A 17,724-nucleotide genomic window follows, 5' to 3' on the forward strand; every position below is an offset into this window, starting at 1 on the left:
ATGCAGCAGGAGTTTTAAGATCATTTTCAAGATTGAAGCCATAATCATGGCAGATCTTTATCTTTTCAAGGGGGCCAAAAATGAACATGAAAAGGAAATTATTTTTAGTTAGTCTGGCACTGGTGATGGTGCTTTCGGTGTTTGCCGCGGCCTGTTCCGGCAACCAGCAGGAAGCTGGCAGTGGAGGCAATAAAATCACCATGGCGATGGTCAGTGCGTTTGAAGGCATGTTTAACCCGATTTTCTATGGCAGCCAGTATGACGACTACATTCTTGACTTTGCTTTTGATTCCCTGTGGTCAGAGGATAAGAACCTTGAGGTAACTGTCCCGGGACTGGCGGAGAAATGGGAAGTATCCGAAGACGGCAAATTCGTCACCATCCATATGCGTAAAGATGCCAAATGGCATGACGGTAAACCGATCACCGCAGATGACATGATCTTTACCTGGGAAACGATTGCCGACCCCGCTTATACCGAAGCAGGCGGTTCCCGCGCTTCTTATGTTGACTCCATCAAAGGCGCAAAGGAAAAGATGGAGAAAAAGGCGGACAAAATCTCCGGAATCACCAAAGTGGATGATTATACCATCAAAGTCGAGTTTGCCCAACCGGATGCAAGATCTCTGGGCAGCAAACTGTGGTCCACTCCGATCCCCAAACATATCTTTGAAAAATATTCGGTTAAAGAGATGGCCGGCAACATTGATGAAAATGGCAAAGCCGGGAAAATTGTCGGCAGCGGACCGTATAAAATTAAGGAAATCAGGCCCAACCAATACGTGGTTCTGGAGAAGAACAAAGATTACTATCAAAAAGGCAAACCGCGTATCGACCAGATCGTCTGGAAAGTACTCGACAAAGATGTAGCGATCGGCGCGCTGAAAAACGGGGAGATCGATTTCCTGTCCGACCTGGATCCGAGCGATTATGACACCGTAAAAGCCATGTCCAATGTCAACATCAATGAAACTCAGGATTTTGGCTATCAATATCTGGGCTTGAAAACCAACAATCCGAAACTGGCCGATAAACGGGTGCGCCAGGCCATCGCCTATGCGATCAACCGCCAGGCCCTGGTGGATGGATTGCTGAAAGGGCACGGCACGGTGCTGAACCAGGGAATTCCTGCCGTAAGTCCTTTCTACAACAAAGACCTGGAAAAAGCTTATCCCCATGATGTAAACAAAGCGAAACAACTGTTGGCCGAAGCAGGGTATAAAGACGTGAACGGGGACGGTTTCGTCGAAGATCCGCAGGGCAAACCCTATGTCCTGAAACTGGACTACCCGGTTGGAAACAAAACACGGGAAAAATCGGCGCCGATTATCGCGGAAGACCTGAAAAAAGCGGGTATTAAAGTTGACCTGCGCCAACCGAGAGACTTTGCGGTTCACTCGGATGCCGTGGAAAAAGACCAGGGAATTGAAATGTGGCTGATGGGTTGGAGCCTGGATGTCGATCCGGACCCGTCGGGCATTTGGAGAAGCAATGACCTGTGGAACTATCCGCGCTGGAAAAACGCCGAGAGCGACAAATTGATCGATGAGGCAAAATTCAGCAAAGACGCCTTTGACAAAGAAAAGCGCAAAGCGATGTACAAAAAATGGACCGAGCTGGTGGCCGATGAACAGCCGCTGGTCTTCCTGTACAGCCAAAACGTGATCCAGGCCTGGAGCAAACGCCTGAAAGGCACTTCCTGGGATTTCCGCGGGATCTTAAACCCGGATAAAGTCAACTGGTATGTAGAATAGGCGTAGACAAAAAGCATGTAAGGCGTGTAACGGATACACGCCTTACATGCCCTTTATATGAAAACGGGACAAGGAGGGATGTGGATGACAACCTATCTCATTCGCCGCATTTTAACCATGATACCGATGATGGTGTTGATTTCGGTCATCCTGTTTACGATGGTCCAGCTCGCACCCGGAGATGCTTTTTCAGGCCAATTCGACCCCCGAGTCGACGCATCTTATTATGAAAAAATGCGTGAAAAATTCGGCCTTAATAAAAGCCCTGTCGAGCAATACTTCATCTGGGCCAAAAATTTCGTCCAGGGAGAGTTCGGTCTGTCTTTCCGGCATCGGATGCCTGTCAGCGATCTCATCTCCGACCGGATTGGCAATACCGTTTTTCTGGGGGTTTGCTCTTTGATCTTAACCTATTCATTGGCCATTCCGCTCGGCATCTTTTCTGCCAACAAGCCTTACAGCAAACTGGATTATACGCTGACCGGCTTCTCGTTTGTGGGGTATTCCATGCCCAGTTTTTTAGCCGGGCTGTTGCTGATCTACCTGTTTTCGTTCAACTTGAAAATCTTCCCGTTCAGCGGCACCGAAACAGCCGGTGGAGGCTATGAAGGAATCTCTTTGCTGCTCGACCGTTTGTATCATGTCATTTTGCCGGCGTTTACTTTATCCCTGATTACCATTGCCGGATATAACCGCTTTGTCCGGTCCAGTATTCTGGAGGCCAAACAACAAGATTATGTACGCACGGCCCGGGCAAAAGGGTTGTCGAAGTCGGTCGTGATGCGCAAACATGTGTTGAGAAACGCACTGATTCCCCTTATTACCCTTTTTGGATTGGATCTTGGGCTGTTGTTGGGCGGGGCTGTGATTACCGAAACCATATTTACCTATCCCGGCATTGGTCAACTGTATTTCGAGGGGATTGTCAACCGGGATTATCCGATTATTATGGCCGTCTCCATGATTTCGGCTCTTACCGTTTTGCTCGGCAACTTGTTGGCAGATATACTGTATGCGGTTGTGGACCCGCGAATTCGTTATGAATAGGAGGTGGATGCCAGATGCAACAACCTGCCGCCAATCTGCACACCATCGAGCCCCAACCTGGGGAACCGACGACAGAAGCCAAAAATGCGCCGAAGAAAGGGCAATCGCCGTTTCAGATGGCCTTCAGGCGGTTTCGGAAAAATAAAATGGCGCTCGTGGGAATTGTGATTCTGATCCTGGTTACGTTATTGTCGGTCTGTGCGCCGCTGATCGCCTCCCATGACCCTTCCCAAGCGGATTTGTACAATGTGGACGCAAAGCCGGACAGCAAACACTGGCTGGGTACGGATGATACAGGGCGCGACCATTTTTCAAGGTTGGTCTACGGAGGACGCATCTCACTGCTCATCGGTTTTTTCACCATGCTCTTTACCGTGTTGATCGGAGTCACCTTCGGGGCGGTTGCCGGTTACTACGGCGGGTGGATCGACAACCTGTTGATGCGCTTGACGGACTTGATGTTGAATTTCCCCTTTTTGCTGTTTGTTTTGTTTTTGATCTCCATCTTTGAAAAGACGACCATTCCTTTATTGGTGTCCGCTCTGGCTTTGACTTCATGGCCGACGACAGCGCGGATCGTGCGCGGGGTGTTCCTCTCCTTGCGGGAAATGGAATATGTGCAAAGCGCCAAGGCGATCGGCTGTTCCGATTGGCGCATCATCATCCGCCACATGCTGCCAAACGCGCTCGGGCCCATCATTGTCAACGCGACTCTGCTGATGGCAACGATGATTTCGATCGAATCCGCCCTGAGCTTTCTGGGCTTCGGTGTTCCGGAAGTAACGCCGACCTGGGGAAATATGCTGAACGGAGCGGCCAATATCCGGATTCTGACGCAGCAGCCGTGGATCTGGATTCCGCCGGGGGCGATGATTATATTAACCGTTCTGGCCATCAACTTTATCGGTGACGGTTTGCGCGACGCTTTTGATACGAAATCAACCCGGCGTTAACCCGATTCGTATTAAAAAAGAAGCCGCAACCAGTCGGTCATGCTACTTCCATTACGGGTAGAAACAGCAATTCCATGACGAAACGCATAAAACATAGAAAAAGAACCGATTTTTTGAGGAGATCGGTTCTTTTTTATTTCATAAATATATAAATCGAAAGCATTGATCAATAAGCTTTGTTACTTCCGTGAGACAGCCAATGGCAGCAGAGACTTCTAAGACTCATGGGCACGGTACATATTGTATCCCGTTACTTCCGCTAAATGACAAGTTGGTATCACATCTTTGCCTCCGTGTTAACCTCAACTTTTGCCACTGAATAATGCCTGAAAGCGGGTATCATACATTTTATTTAGAAAGCGTCTTGATAATCTCCTGCACGGCCAATACGGCGAAGAGGAGGATGTTGATCACTAAAATCGAGTTGGAAAGCCAGCGGTTTCGATACTTTTCGTCGACCCGTTTGGAGTTGAGCAGCCAGAAAAGGGTGAAGGCCAAAAACGGCATGAACAAGGCGCCCAAAACTCCGTATAAAATGACCAGGCTGACCGGTTTGTCCAGGAACAGGAGCAGCATCGGCGGGAAGGTCAGCCACAGCAAGTAAGCGCGATACGCGGGGGCTTTTTCAGAGATCGGCTCCGGATCCTGATAAGAGGCATCCTTGTTCCAGTGGCGGACCAGATCGGCAAACAGATACGGAACCCCGTTCCACACCCCCAACAGCGATGTGAAGGAGGTCGCCCAGAATCCGATCAGGAAGAGCCAGCGGGCAGCTTCGCCAAACCGGTCTCCCAGAAGTCCGGCCAACTGCACAAGCCCTTGTTCCCCTTCAAAAGTCATGCCTGTTCCGAACAGGAATTCAGCTCCGACGATCATCAGCGAAAGAGTGAAAATGCCTGTCACTACATACGCGATGGCTGAATCGAAGCGGATGAATGGAATCCAGGAGGGGCCGACCCAATTTTTTTCGCGGATCCAATATCCGTAGGAAGCCAGGGTGAGGGAACCCCCTACCCCTCCGACGAGACCCAATGCATAAAATAATGAACCGTCCGGCACACTGGGAACAACGCCTTCAAACAGATGAATCACGTCGGGAAAGACGAGAACGGCCGTCCCGACAACCGTGACGAACATGATCCCGACCAGTGCGGTCATCACTTTTTCAAACAATTGATACTTTCCGGTCCATACCAGGAGAAAGCCGACCAGTCCGTGAAGGATGGCCCAAACCCACAGATCGATCTGGGGAAACAAGGCAGAAGTGGCCAGAGCGCAGGAAGACATAATGGCCGCCCCGTAAATAAATCCCCAAATAATGGAATAAATGCCGAAGTAAGCGCTTGTCCATTTTCCTAAGGACCGCCATCCCTGAAAAATCGTCTGGCCGGTAGCCAATTGCCATCTGCCTACCCCTTCATTGAGGGAAAATTTGAGGATGGCTCCAAGGATCACCGCCCAGACAAACGTGTAGCCGTATTTGGTTCCGGCCACCAGCGCCGCTACCAAATCACCGGCACCCACTCCTGTAGCAGCTACGATCAGTCCGGGACCAACCAGGGTGAGCCGCTTGGCCCAGGATGACGGCGGTGTCGTCTGCGATGAGGAATTCGTCGATGACTGCATGGATATGTACCTCCTCTAATATTTACTCATGGATGACATGTACATTATAGTCCTATTTAAAATAACTTTCAAAATACAAATTCTATATAAAAAAGGAAAAACCTCCTTTTCATTTAAAAGGAGGTTGGGTCAAACGATTAAAGAACTTGTTCTACTTCTTTCACTTCCGGAATTTCTTCCATCAGAGCGCGCTCAATCCCGGCTTTGAGGGTAATGGTGGAACTCGGGCAGCTGCCGCATGCGCCCAGCAGGCGGACACGAACGACTCCGTCTACGACTTCCACTAATTCCACATCCCCGCCGTCGCGCTGGATGAACGGACGCAATTTATCCAATACTTCTTGTACGCGTTCTTCCATGTTTTGATCTCCTTTCCATTTTGATCAGAAAGCTTTCGCCTGATCAGCTGGCTAACCATAATATATATCATACCACAAAATCTGTTCTGCATCTGCATCGAAAAGACCGGCTACATCAAGTTCATTGTAGTTTTTTTCAAAAATAAATTCAACAGGAGTTTCGACGTGGGGAAAATAACACCATCTATTGGATCAAAAGGTTTTCTGCGTCCGGCCTTTGACAGGAAAAAGAAAACTGTTAAGATGAAACTGTGTCCGTCCGCCGGAGACATACACTCCTGAGATTTGTTTGAGAAGGAGAACACTCCATGAGAAACATATTTGAAGATGTCAAAGATTTGATTGGTCATACACCGATGGTTCGCTTAAAAAGGCTGGGCATTCCCGAGCACGTGAAGGTATATGCCAAGCTGGAGTTTTACAATCCCGGGGGCAGTGTTAAAGACCGGTTGGGTTTAGCCCTGATCCGGGATGGAGAGCGTTCCGGCAAGCTGAAGCCCGGAGGCACCATTATTGAACCGACAGCGGGCAATACCGGGATCGGCCTCGCTTTAGCTGCTGTCGGAACGGATTATCGCGTTATTTTCGTCGTTCCGGAAAAGTTTTCCGAGGAGAAACAGGAGCTGATGAGAGCGCTGGGGGCGGAAGTGATCAATACCCCGACGGAAGAAGGGATGAAAGGGGCGATCAGGAAAGCCGAAGAGCTGGCCCGGGAGATTCCGGGTGCGTTCTGCCCGCAGCAATTTGCCAACCCCGCCAACCCGATGGCCCACTATGAAATGACAGGGCCGGAAATCTGGGAACAGATGGACGGGAAGGTAGACGTCTTTGTGGCCGGTGCCGGTTCGAGCGGGACGTTTATGGGGGTGGCCCGTTATCTGAAAGAGAAAAATCCCAAGGTGAAAACGGTGATCGTGGAGCCGGAAGGGTCGATTATCGCCGGGGGAGAGCCCGGTCCGCATAAAACAGAGGGAATCGGCATGGAGTTTTTCCCGGGCTATTTTGACCGCTCCTTGATCGATGAGGTTTATACCGTGATGGATGATGACGCGTTTCGGCTGGTGAAAGAATTGGCCGCCCGGGAAGGGCTCCTGGTGGGAAGCTCTTCCGGAGCCGCCTGTTATGCTGCTTTGAGGGAAGCGGAAAAAGCACCGGCCGGAACAAGAATCGCTGTCATATTCCCGGACAGCAGTGAGCGATATTTGAGCAAAAAGATCTACCAGGGAGGAATCTGAAGAGATGAAGATGGATACCAGACTGATTCACGGCGGCGTATTTGGAGATCCGCATACGGGCGCGGTCAGCGTTCCCATTTATCAAGTCTCCACCTATAAGCAAAAAAGAGTAGGTGAACACGCCGGCTATGAATATTCCCGAACCGGGAATCCGACGCGTGCCGCCCTGGAACAACTGATCGCAGAACTGGAAAACGGGGCGAGAGGGTTGGCCTTTTCTTCAGGAATGGCAGCGATTTCAACCATTCTTTCCCTGTTTAATAAAGGGGATCATCTCGTGGTCGGGGATGATGTATACGGGGGAACTTACCGTGTCGTCAACCGTGTTTTTACCCGCATGGGAATCGAAGCAACCTTTGTCGATACAAGTGACCCTGCTGCCGTGAAGGAAGCCATTCGCGAAAATACCCGTGCCGTTTATATGGAAACTCCCAGCAATCCGCTGTTAAAAGTGACCGATATTGAGGAGCTGTCTGCCATCTGCAAAGAGGCGGGAATCTTGCTGATCGTTGACAATACATTTTTGACTCCATACTGGCAAAACCCTCTGGACCTGGGCGCGGATATCGTCGTTCACAGTGCCACCAAATACCTGGGCGGACACAGCGATGTCGTCGCCGGACTCATCGTGACCAAAGATCCGGCCCTGGGTGAAGAGCTTCATTTCCTGCAAAACTCCATCGGCGGTATTCTTGGTCCGCAAGACTCCTGGCTGTTGATCCGCGGCATTCGCACACTGGGTCTTCGCATGAAACAACATGAGGCCAATGCCCGCCGGATTGCGGATTGGCTGCGGGAAGAAGGCAGGGTGGGAAAAGTATATTATCCCGGCCTGAAAGACCATCCCGGCCATGAAGTCGCGGCAAGGCAAGCGAGAGGATTTGGCGGGATCATCTCCTTCGATGCAGGCAGCGCGAAACGGGCGGATCAAGTGTTGGAGAGGGTCAAATTGTTTATTCTGGCTGAAAGCCTGGGGGCAGTGGAAAGCCTCATCTCCGTCCCCGCCCGCATGACCCATGCCTCCATCCCCGCCGAACGCAGAGCCGAGCTCGGCATTACCGACGGGCTGATCCGGATTTCGGTCGGTGTGGAAGATATTGATGATCTGTTGTATGATTTAAAACAAGCATTATCTTAATCAAAGAGGGAGACAAAATGGAGGATCTTCAGGTGGAAATTTGCGTGTACGGTGCGGAACAAATATGCCCCAGCTGTGTAAACCTGCCTTCTTCGCGTGAAACGGCTGAATGGCTGCAGGCAGCTTTAGACAGAAAATACGGCAGCCGGATTATCCGCGTGCGCTATATCGATATTCATCAACCGGAAGGGGAAAAGGAGAAATCTTTTTCCAAGCGGGTGATCGAAGAGGATCTGTGGTATCCGGTTGTTGTCATACAAGATCAAATTGTGGCGGAAGGAAATCCAAAGCTGAAGGATATTTATGCCGCTCTGGAAAAGATCGGGATTGCGGGTTAGCCATTGGATTTGAATGTATACAAAGAGCTGGATGCTGGTCATCCGGTTCTTTTGTATGTGCCAAATATAACAGAGGCCCATCTTGTTGTATAATAACATTATCGTAGCATCCCGGATATCCGGGAAATAGTTTGGCAGCTGTGACATAGGACGGAGTGAATAAAGGTGAGACCTCTGATTGAGTTTTGCATAAATAATCTAACTCCGGAGGTATTGGAGATCAAGAAGAAGCTGGAAACGGACCCGTCTCTGGATGTGATTGAATACGGTTGTCTGGGAAACTGCGGGATTTGTGCCGAACAACCCTATGCTCTCGTCAACGGGGAACTGATCATGGCAGAAACCGCTGAGGAATTGCTGGACAATATCTACAAAGCGATCGAAGAGATGGAGATCCGTTTCTGAAAAAGACATGGAGCGATCCGATATTGGGATCGCTCCACTTCTTTTATTCGTAAACCTTAATCTCATTGTAGAAGGTATCGCGCTCGACGGGAACCCGGTTGGCTCCTTTGATCAGCCAGATGAGTTCGTCTTTGGTCAGGGCCTTTTGACTCAGCGCTCCAGCCGCGTGGCTGATCCGTTCTTCCACCAGCGTACCGTGAAGGTCGGAAGCGCCGAAGTGGGTGGAGAGTTGTGCCAACTGGGTGCCGATGTTGATGAAATAAGCCTTGATGTGCGGGAAGTTATCCAACATCAAGCGGCTGATGGCAATCGTGCGCATATCGTCCATCGCGGACGTCCGGCGCTTAATCGATGCATTGACACTGCGGGGCTGCATGGCCAGCGGGATAAAGACCATAAAGCCGCCGGTCTCATCTTGCAATTCCCGGACGCGAATCATATGGATCAACCGCTCTTCAAGAGTCTCGATCGAGCCGTACAACATGGTGGCATGCGTCTTAAGCCCGAGGTTGTGCGCAATCCGGTGTGCCTCCAGCCACTGGTCTGTGCTCGCCTTATCCGGACTCATTTTGAGGCGGTAGCGCTCGGTCAGGATTTCGGCCCCGCCGCCCGGGAGTGTATCCAGCCCCGCATCGATCAATTCTTTCAGGATCTCTTCCATCGAACGGCCGGTGATGCGGGAGAAAAATTCGATCTCCGCAGCGGTATAAGCTTTTATGGTGACGTTTGGGTAATGCTTTTTCAGGGTGGAGATGGTGTTCAGATAATAGTCAAAAGGAACGGTGTGGTTGTGCCCGCCTACGATGTGAAATTCGCGGATGCCCTCGGTAAAACGGCTTCCCACATACTCGAGGAGCTCATCTTCCGACATGGTATACGCTCCCTCTTCATCCGGGTCGCGGCGGAAACCGCAGAAGGCGCATTTGGCTTCACAGACGTTGGTCGGATTGATGTACATATTCTGGATGAAATAAACGCGGTCTCCATTCTTTTGCAAGTTGACTTCGTTGGCCAGCTGGGCAATGGTGATCAGGTCCGGTGAATGGTAAAGAGCCAAACCATCTTCAAGGGTGAGACGTTCTCCTTGCCGGACTTTTTCTGCGATCGGTGCCAGGTTTTGATCCAAGGTTGTCATCGGAAAAGACATGGGGGGTTCCTCCTCCGAAATTAGTACCTGCTTATGTCTATATCCTGTCTCTTTCCACGGGGATGCGGCCTGCTTCGCGTCAATTGGTTTCTCCGCGCTCCTTCGCAGGAGTGAGCCAAAAAACTGTGAAAGCTTGCACATAAATGTTCGGATTCTTTCAATGACATGCCGGATGGAAGGCGATCAACTACAGACTTCCACCTTCGGAAATTCGTTCATCCAGTTCCCGGAGTGTCTGTCGTGTTTGTTGTCGTCATCAAAACAGACTTCCTTTCTCGCTGATCATACAATTATTACGAAACCCTAAATAAATAACTTTTGACCTTTTCTATTTTATCATAATGGTAAGGTGAAATAAATCAGAAGGAAATATTAGGATATGTAAACCGATCCAGTGATCTCATAGATGAAGATCATCTTAACATCCCTTTATTATGGGGGTTTTGCCGGGAATTGAATTACATTATTTTACAATTCATCCGTCCATTGTTTCAAAATGTCCAGAAAATGATCGAATTTGTGTCTAAAGAAGAGATCTAATCGGATAATTTGTAAAATATCCGCCTTTTCTTCTAGTTATTGTCAGTGTATACTTAAAGTAACAAGGATGTTCGAACAAATGTACCTATTTTTTTATCTAAGCGTGGGTCAAATAAAGGAGGGGGGTCCTTTGTGGACTCGGACTTTGGAGGAGAGAATGGAAGCGGTGAGAAAGAAGATGGAGGATACGGCGATGATTTTGGGCCTGGGTCACCCAAAGGTTTATCAGTTGAGCCGTGAATTGGATCACCTCCACAACCAATGGGAGAGAGAATGCGCCAAGAAGAAAGGAGACAAAATTTATCGCATTCATTGCAATGCTTCAAAGGTAAAAGAGAGAGAAAGCATCCAAATATACAAGGTTGTCTGAACATAACGGGAACGTAGCACGTCAACTGCTCAGTTGTATAGAAGGGATGTTCACCTGTATACTGTAAAGTAGAAGGAAGGTGACAACAATTGATTACACTGACTGAGCAGGCAGCCTTAAAAGTGAAGGACATGATTGCTGAACAAGACCAGCCGGAGCTGACCTATCTCCGGGTAGGAGTGCAGCATGGCGGTTGCAGCGGGTTTTCATATAGTCTTGGTTTTGATACCGAGAAAAACGAGAATGATGAAGAACTGATCCAACACGGTATCAAAGTGTTGGTAAACAAAGAGGATGAGCCCTTGATCAAAGGAACCGTCATCGACTACAAAGAATCGATGATGGGCGGCGGTTTCAGCATCCATAATCCCAATGCGATCCTGACCTGCGGATGCGGTTCTTCCTTCCGCACGGCGACAGCAGAAGGAAAACCGGAAGAGTGTTAAGTTTTCAAGCCCAGCCATTCGGTAAGCGGCAGAGCGGCACGGACAAGTGAACGTTAACATGTTTTTTAGAGTGTACACCCGTCTCTTTATGCGTTGTCATTGCGCATAATCAGGCGGGTTTTTGTATGTTCTTGATCTCCCGCCGGGCCCGCTTGGTGTCAATCTCTCATAAAGAACAAGCCGGGGTCAGGAGATGTCATTCTCCTTCCCGGCTCTTTTGGTGAGTGTATGCATCTTCCAGCATGAATACAAGCTTTTCCCGGTACAATGTCAAGTTGACTAAGAATCGAAAATGTTTGACATTGTTTAATAAAGAAGTTAAGCTTCGTGCTCTGGTTTTATTACTTAAGGCCGCAATGACCACGGAGAAACGGTACCGATGATTGCACGCTCTAGAGGTTGATGGATCACGTTAAGAATTCCTGTACAAATTTCTTCTCTTGACAACCACCGTGATCGGTTTTGTTCAACCACAAAACCCAAAATAATTTCATGATACGATAAGTTTGAATAGTTATTTTTAAAGAAATCCCGATCATCAAAAGATTTTTCAGGATGAGCAGCCGCACTGCCCAATACGCGGAAATATTTACAACGAGGGGATGATGCGTTCAGTAACCTGGCCAAAGCATAAGGGGCATCCGGAGCGGTACTGTGAATCCAAACAACTGCTTTAGAGATTGCACCGTGCAGAACAACCGAATGATGTATAACATCTATAAATTTATTCGTATCTCTGTAGTCGACAGCGACCTTATGTATATTACCGGACAAATCACGGACTTTTTCTGCAAGCATATTTAATTTTGAAACATTTCTTGCCACTACAGACACTGTACTTCCAACCCCTGCAAAATATTGAACCACTCCTTGAAGCATGCCAGTCCCGCCGACGACTAATACGTGATCTGATTGCTGGGACATGGCTGAACTTCCACCCTTCAAATCTAAAGTCTAACAGCTCTGATATATCTTTGAATAGGAAAACAACGTCACTTGTTATCCTCAGCATGCTTCCTAGTCTAATATAATTTTAAACATTTTTTCTACGTTAATAGTTACCTTCTCCTACTATTCTTGACAGGCTCATTGATATTTTTTTTGCGTGTCAACACGATCATTTCAATGTGCACCCTTTTTTATAATAAACCTTTTCGGTGAACCAAACTCTTGTTCAGATTCAAAATACCCAAGTTCATCGGGTATACAGATCAATAAAGATGGCAAACCGTAACCAACCGCTTTCTTTAAAGCATCACTCAATGGCAAATGCTTTCCATCAATGTCTTTATTGAAAGATATTGCATAACAAAAGTTCCCCGCCCCATATTTCTTTAACAAACTCACAATTTCAGCATAATTCGAATTTGGTTTTGGTACTTCAATTAGGTATTTTTCATCAAGAGTGTCTTTATAATTATGGCATAGACGATTTAAAGCATGGATTCGTCTTTTTGGGGAAGATAATTCATACAGAATCCGATCTCGAATTCTGTTAATAAAAAAGTTCTTTACTATGATTTCTTCATATTTTGGATCCATGTCCATGCTCCTTTTTGCAGTGTCGATGAACCAAAATTTAAATGGTGTGGTACATGTCCATTATTAAATCTATTACTTTGTAGTGAGATACGAAAAAATAATTACGTAAATAAAAAAGAAAGGATAGTCTATCATTTTTCTATACATCGTACCTTTTAATTTTTTATTTACCTTCCACTTATGTTCCAGCCAAACAATGAATAGTAAATGAATGCTAACTGTAATTAACCCGTATGTAATATTATTAAAATATATGCATAATATATAAATTAACGAAATAATATAATTCACCATATATAATGAAATTGCCTTTCTATAATTATGATTAAACCGTTTTTTCAATTCATTCATAATCATATAAAATTTCCCTGCCTATCTTTAGGATTTGCACCCTGGTTCACCTCGTAACGATATATAATCAATAATAATATCGCAACTCCTATTAGAATAAATAATGCTTTTGTAACATACCAAGGAAAAAAAGACAAAACTATTACAAACAATTCCCTAAAGGATTACCATAGACTTCTGGTCTTTCAGAGCTTGTATTGAATTTAATCCCAACATATATAAATAATATCCCTATTACCGTCAAAAAAATATACACCCAAATCATAAAACAACAGTCCTTTCAGTTTTTCTTAAGTAATCTAAAAAAGTTTATATAGTGGGAAATTTATTCTTTGTTAAGGGAAGCAATTCTAAATAGCTCTCTTTTTCACCATTTAAGGAGAGCTATTACAGAAATGCTTTCCTTATGAATCTTGTATTCCTCTAGATCTTAACTGCACGCAAATACCTGTGTACTGCTCTCATTCTCTGAACTTCCTTAATGATTTAGCCCTTTTCATCATTTTAAGCCCTTGTGAAAATGCACCTGATAATACTGACATCACATTGGGGATTACTCCGATTCGGCCATCCTATCGTCATCCACAAAGCAATGGTAAGTGGTACCGCACTCTGAAAGAAGAAGAGATCTGGCTCAATGAATACCGTACACTGGAAGAGGCTCGTGCTTCCATTGAACAATACATTCACTTTTACAACCATGAACGGCTCATTCTTCGCTAGGCTATCTAACACCGATGGAGGTCTATTCTGGAGAGCTCTCCACTCATTTTGCTTGACCTCCGTCGCATTCTGAGGGTAGCATTACACTGGAATATGAGTGTATTCCACTTAAAACGCCAAACAAGAATGCCCATATCGAATCTTTTCATATTGCTCTTGAAAAAGAATGTTTGACTCGGCATGAGCTGAGGCTGTAACCGATCACATCGATTTTTATAATAAACACCGGATTCATGGCAGTTTGTTTGACCGCTTGAATTTATTAAAGGTCAAACAACAAAAAATCAGGCCAGTGATCGTGAGAATTTGCCCGTTTCAAGTAAATGAAATTAAAAAATAGCGATCGAGTGAGGATAAGGAAGTTTAACTCGAATTTTATGGGATTAAACCGTGTATGTCACTCTAAAATAAAATGAACTAATAAGATAATAAGTAGAATAAAAGAGCCGATGAAATAAAATAACATTTCGTTAGATTTCCCAAATCGATATAAATGTATAAAAGAAATTACAAAAAGAACTCCAAATAATAAAGTCATCCAATAAATCCATCCATCAATTTTTGATACACTAACAATAAATAAAATAATAATAATTAATCGCCTTGTGCTTATCATTACTTTTTCCATAACTATCCCACCTTTCCTTTTTATTGAAAATAGTAGCACACTCTTCATCTAACAAATTCTAAGAGAGTGTGCTACGTCAAAAAAGACTTCTTACACTAATTACAATAAAGCAAGAAGTACATTCTACCCGATCATTCTGAGTATTCCATTCTTAAGACGAGTCATCCGATATACATAAATTCGACCATACTTTGTCCTAAGCAAGTAGTAATCAGGACTAAAATATTTATTTGCGGCTGTTATGGCATTTACACCAATACTGCCCAAAAAACTCCCTAAGACCTGCTTTTATACTCCGTCAAACTCTTCGACCAATCTTTGCTCGACTTAATTTATTAAATTGGTGGCCGAAGTGCCCTTAGTCCTCTCATAGTAGTAAACCATGGAACGAAAAATGACAGAGCAACTGTAACAGGCTTCATTATAAACTCTCTAAATATGACATTAACAAGCCACCTCATTACCCGTTTTGCATAGCCCTTTAATATTTTAAAAAAGTTACCATCTGGGTCTATATTCATTACAGGATTATTTCCAGCATAAATGTACTTGTTGAGAGTTAATGGCTCCATCTCTTCACCTGAGTCAGGATCCCTCGTCAAAAATCTACCCGTATCAGGATTATAATACCTGTTCTGCAGGTAATACAATCCCGTCACCTTATCATACCGATAAGGATTCTCCAACGTTCCTGTTTCCATTTCCAAGTTTCCATAAATAAACCTGGCAAATCTTTGCCAGATTTATCAATAAATTAACAAATTCCCTTTAATCCATTTTTCCCTTCAACCATGAACAAAATAACATTAAAAAAACACACAACCCAAATATTAAATCAAAAATAATATTCATTTTAACATCAAAGTAATATTTTGAAATCAGATAAGACAAAACATAAATAATAATCAAAGCTTGAGTAACACTTAATATTTTACTTAGCATACTCCTTCTCCTCAAAATCAATAGTAGTATCCATAGCTCGAATAACTATATTGCTTATTCGACCTTGACCTAAATGTTTTGCCTGGTCTAATAGAAACTTTTGGATATGCAATCCAGAAAAGTGACCCCCACCAATACTTGCCTGTTCGATAATTTTTATATTTTGCGTACCAATGCTTGTACACCAAGGAAATAGAAATCGTTACACCTTTGTAACCATGATAATCACTATAGGTCCAAAGCACCGCTATTGAAATTACTAATACAGATAGCACTCTTGAAGCAAGCTTTCCAAAAAATCTCTTTATTTGACCTTTCAATGCGCCTCCAATTGTACCAAATCCCATCATCATATCTAACCATCTATGTGATAGGTAAATTTTCATACTACGCCGAGAAATACTTACATATCTTCTGTATTGACCATCATTATCAACAAATTTTACAGGATTGTTGTTTACATAAATATACCTATTTTGGCTCAGCGGTTCGTCATCGAATCCTTCAAAAGTATCTCTTGACAAGAATCTGCCTACTTCTGGATTATAATACCTGCTCTGCAAGTAATACAATCCCGTCACCTTATCATACCGATACCCCGCATACCGATAAGGATTCTCCACCGTTCCTGTTTCTTTAATCAGATTACCATACGCATCATACTCATAGGTAGCCACTACAGCTCCATTAGCATCCGTTAAAGCCACGACACCGTCGCGATAGTTGAGCTGATAGTAATACGTTTTTCCTCCACGGGTCATGCTGACGGGCTGGTTATTGGAATTGTAGGTGTATCTGGCTACGACGTTGTTGCTTGCATCTGACTCATACGTGACATTGTTGTCCTCATCGTAATGGAACGTAATCGTACCAGATGAAGTCGTCATCGTTTTCCGCATTCCGTCCGCCCGGTAGGTGAAGGAAGCGATGGTCGCTCCACTGCTGTCCTTGACTGCGGTGAGACGGTTCTCGGCATCATACACGTAGGTGCGGTTTCCGTCATTGGTGAAGTTTCCGTTGGCGTCATAGAGCTGGTCCCGTTAACAGCGGTCAGTTGATCGGCATCGTCGTAGGTATAGGTGGTTGTGGTTGCTGTTCCCCCGGGAGGAGTGACTTTCTTGGTGAGACGGTTTCCGACGGCGTCATAGGTGTATTCATAGATGGTGTCATCGGGTCTGGTTTCTTTGATGAGCTGGTCAAGTTCGTCATAGACATAGGAAGTGACGACCGCATTGAAGACAACACTCGTGATGTTTCCTTTTGCATCACAGGTGTATTGGAACGATTTAGCATCATAAATTGTCGATCCACACCATTTTGACTTTAACTTTTCTACAATTTTAGCACTGACAGAACACTAGGACCAAATTCACCAATACCCCCACCTGAATAGATCTGTCCTCATTAAAAAATATAGTAGAATACACCAAAAATAACTGTACCTGCTCCTACCAAAATCAAAAATACACTCACCCAAAAACCTATTGTTTCACTATGAATTTTAGTAGACCCTTCCCGATCAATATACTTTTCACCTACAGCATTAAAACTTACTTTTTGAAAGCATAAATCAACTTTTTGATTAGTTTCAAATTGATCATCTTTCCTCCAAATAAATTGATCACCAAAAAACTTTAATTCAGTCAAAAGAGTCATTAGTTCTTCAATTTCTTCATCCGTCAATTGAACATATACTCTAGACTTATCACCTTCGCTCTTTATAAATAATTGATCGTCCTTCACTTGCTCATCCCCCTATTTTTGATATAATTCAAAACAAAAAATACTGCTGTCACAAGTAAAGGAATAAGAAGTATACCTAAAAAGTCAATTTCGAACACTCCAACTATATAGCCTGTAGTAATTAATGATAATTGGAATAAATAGAAGTATAAGCATTTAATAACTAGTTTTTTCATCACTTGTGCCCTCTCTTATGACTAATGATACTAAGCGAGAAGGTGAATAGAACTGTCCACCTTCTCGCTGTATACTACCATCTCCTGAACCAGTTAATAACTGTTCTTTTAAGTCGCCACATATAATAGTTCTTATTAATCCGGCCTGCAACATAATAAGCTGCGGCTTAATGCCCCCCATAAGTCCAGACAATTATGCAACTTTTTGAGTTAGCATTTGTCTAAATTCTCTTGGAGACCTGTAATTCAAAGCGGAGTGAG

19 protein-coding genes are annotated in these 17,724 nt (G+C 45.0%); 10 read left to right on the forward strand and 9 right to left on the reverse strand.

The genetic code is table 11. From position 1 onward, the window contains the following. The first annotated feature begins 86 nt into the window (after positions 1–86). From BMW55_RS15055 to opp4C, 3 genes are all read left to right on the forward strand, one after another. Positions 87–1,754 (forward strand): peptide-binding protein, encoded by a 1,668-nt coding sequence (locus BMW55_RS15055; RefSeq protein WP_170839967.1) that lies wholly within the window; start codon positions 87–89, stop codon positions 1,752–1,754. Positions 1,755–1,838: 84 nt separating this feature from the next. Further along, positions 1,839–2,801 (forward strand): ABC transporter permease, encoded by a 963-nt coding sequence (locus BMW55_RS15060; RefSeq protein WP_089971156.1) that lies wholly within the window; start codon positions 1,839–1,841, stop codon positions 2,799–2,801. A 14-nt stretch (positions 2,802–2,815) separates the two neighbouring features. After that, positions 2,816–3,754, forward strand: coding sequence for an oligopeptide ABC transporter permease (opp4C, locus tag BMW55_RS15065; protein WP_089971159.1), 939 nt, complete (start codon positions 2,816–2,818; stop codon positions 3,752–3,754). 348 nt (positions 3,755–4,102) lie between these two features. Here opp4C and BMW55_RS15070 read toward each other — a convergent pair whose 3' ends face one another. Further along, positions 4,103–5,380, reverse strand: a complete 1,278-nt coding sequence (locus BMW55_RS15070) for an Nramp family divalent metal transporter (protein WP_089971163.1) — start codon at positions 5,378–5,380, stop codon at positions 4,103–4,105. 137 nt (positions 5,381–5,517) lie between these two features. Next, positions 5,518–5,739, reverse strand: coding sequence for a NifU family protein (locus BMW55_RS15075; protein WP_089971166.1), 222 nt, complete (start codon positions 5,737–5,739; stop codon positions 5,518–5,520). A gap of 308 nt (positions 5,740–6,047) precedes the next feature. Between BMW55_RS15075 and cysK the strand changes: the two genes are divergently transcribed. The 4 genes from cysK to BMW55_RS15095 all read left to right on the forward strand — a co-directional run bounded on the left by cysK (position 6,048) and on the right by BMW55_RS15095 (position 8,855). After that, a complete protein-coding gene (gene cysK / locus BMW55_RS15080) occupies positions 6,048–6,974 on the forward strand; it encodes a cysteine synthase A (RefSeq protein ID WP_089971170.1) in 927 nt (308 codons plus the stop codon). 4 nt (positions 6,975–6,978) lie between these two features. Further along, the gene (locus tag BMW55_RS15085) at positions 6,979–8,112 is read left to right on the forward strand and encodes a bifunctional cystathionine gamma-lyase/homocysteine desulfhydrase (protein WP_089971173.1); all 1,134 of its coding nucleotides are present in this window, start codon (positions 6,979–6,981) and stop codon (positions 8,110–8,112) included. Between the two features lie 17 nt (positions 8,113–8,129). Beyond that, positions 8,130–8,450 carry a YuzD family protein gene (locus BMW55_RS15090; RefSeq protein WP_089971176.1) on the forward strand — a complete coding sequence of 107 codons (321 nt, stop codon included), beginning with the start codon at positions 8,130–8,132 and terminating at the stop codon, positions 8,448–8,450. 165 nt (positions 8,451–8,615) lie between these two features. Beyond that, on the forward strand, positions 8,616–8,855 hold the full coding sequence (locus tag BMW55_RS15095) for a DUF1450 domain-containing protein (protein WP_089971179.1): 240 nt from the start codon (positions 8,616–8,618) through the stop codon (positions 8,853–8,855). Positions 8,856–8,898: 43 nt separating this feature from the next. On the opposite strand, the gene mqnE is transcribed toward BMW55_RS15095, so the two are convergent. Beyond that, positions 8,899–10,002, reverse strand: a complete 1,104-nt coding sequence (mqnE, locus tag BMW55_RS15100; RefSeq protein WP_089971183.1) for an aminofutalosine synthase MqnE — start codon at positions 10,000–10,002, stop codon at positions 8,899–8,901. Between the two features lie 670 nt (positions 10,003–10,672). Here mqnE and BMW55_RS15105 point away from each other — a divergent pair. Beyond that, a complete protein-coding gene (locus tag BMW55_RS15105; RefSeq protein WP_244527585.1) occupies positions 10,673–10,912 on the forward strand; it encodes an aspartyl-phosphate phosphatase Spo0E family protein in 240 nt (79 codons plus the stop codon). 89 nt (positions 10,913–11,001) lie between these two features. Next, the gene (locus BMW55_RS15110; protein WP_089971189.1) at positions 11,002–11,358 is read left to right on the forward strand and encodes a HesB/IscA family protein; all 357 of its coding nucleotides are present in this window, start codon (positions 11,002–11,004) and stop codon (positions 11,356–11,358) included. Between the two features lie 345 nt (positions 11,359–11,703). Here the strand turns inward: BMW55_RS15110 and BMW55_RS15115 are convergent, their stop codons facing one another. Next, a complete protein-coding gene (locus BMW55_RS15115) occupies positions 11,704–12,282 on the reverse strand; it encodes a Rossmann-fold NAD(P)-binding domain-containing protein (protein WP_089971192.1) in 579 nt (192 codons plus the stop codon). Between the two features lie 198 nt (positions 12,283–12,480). Further along, on the reverse strand, positions 12,481–12,900 hold the full coding sequence (locus tag BMW55_RS15120; RefSeq protein WP_089971195.1) for a hypothetical protein: 420 nt from the start codon (positions 12,898–12,900) through the stop codon (positions 12,481–12,483). Positions 12,901–13,701: 801 nt separating this feature from the next. Between BMW55_RS15120 and BMW55_RS19985 the strand changes: the two genes are divergently transcribed. After that, the gene (locus BMW55_RS19985) at positions 13,702–13,974 is read left to right on the forward strand and encodes an IS3 family transposase (protein ID WP_139179514.1); all 273 of its coding nucleotides are present in this window, start codon (positions 13,702–13,704) and stop codon (positions 13,972–13,974) included. A 963-nt stretch (positions 13,975–14,937) separates the two neighbouring features. On the opposite strand, the gene BMW55_RS15140 is transcribed toward BMW55_RS19985, so the two are convergent. The 4 genes from BMW55_RS15140 to BMW55_RS15155 form a co-directional block, all read right to left on the reverse strand. Then, complete coding sequence (locus BMW55_RS15140; protein ID WP_089971211.1) at positions 14,938–15,303, reverse strand: RHS repeat-associated core domain-containing protein; 366 nt, start codon at positions 15,301–15,303, stop codon at positions 14,938–14,940. Between the two features lie 258 nt (positions 15,304–15,561). After that, the gene (locus tag BMW55_RS15145; protein ID WP_139179515.1) at positions 15,562–16,527 is read right to left on the reverse strand and encodes an RHS repeat-associated core domain-containing protein; all 966 of its coding nucleotides are present in this window, start codon (positions 16,525–16,527) and stop codon (positions 15,562–15,564) included. Further along, entirely contained in the window at positions 16,428–16,883 is a 456-nt protein-coding gene (locus BMW55_RS20030) for an RHS repeat domain-containing protein (protein WP_089971265.1), read from the reverse strand. The genes BMW55_RS15145 and BMW55_RS20030 overlap by 100 nt, the downstream gene beginning before the upstream one ends. Positions 16,884–16,948: 65 nt before the next feature. Further along, complete coding sequence (locus BMW55_RS15155) at positions 16,949–17,287, reverse strand: hypothetical protein (RefSeq protein WP_089971220.1); 339 nt, start codon at positions 17,285–17,287, stop codon at positions 16,949–16,951. Positions 17,288–17,724 lie beyond the last annotated feature (437 nt).

This window comes from Lihuaxuella thermophila, assembly GCF_900110165.1.
Lineage (GTDB): Bacteria > Bacillota > Bacilli > Thermoactinomycetales > Thermoactinomycetaceae > Lihuaxuella > Lihuaxuella thermophila.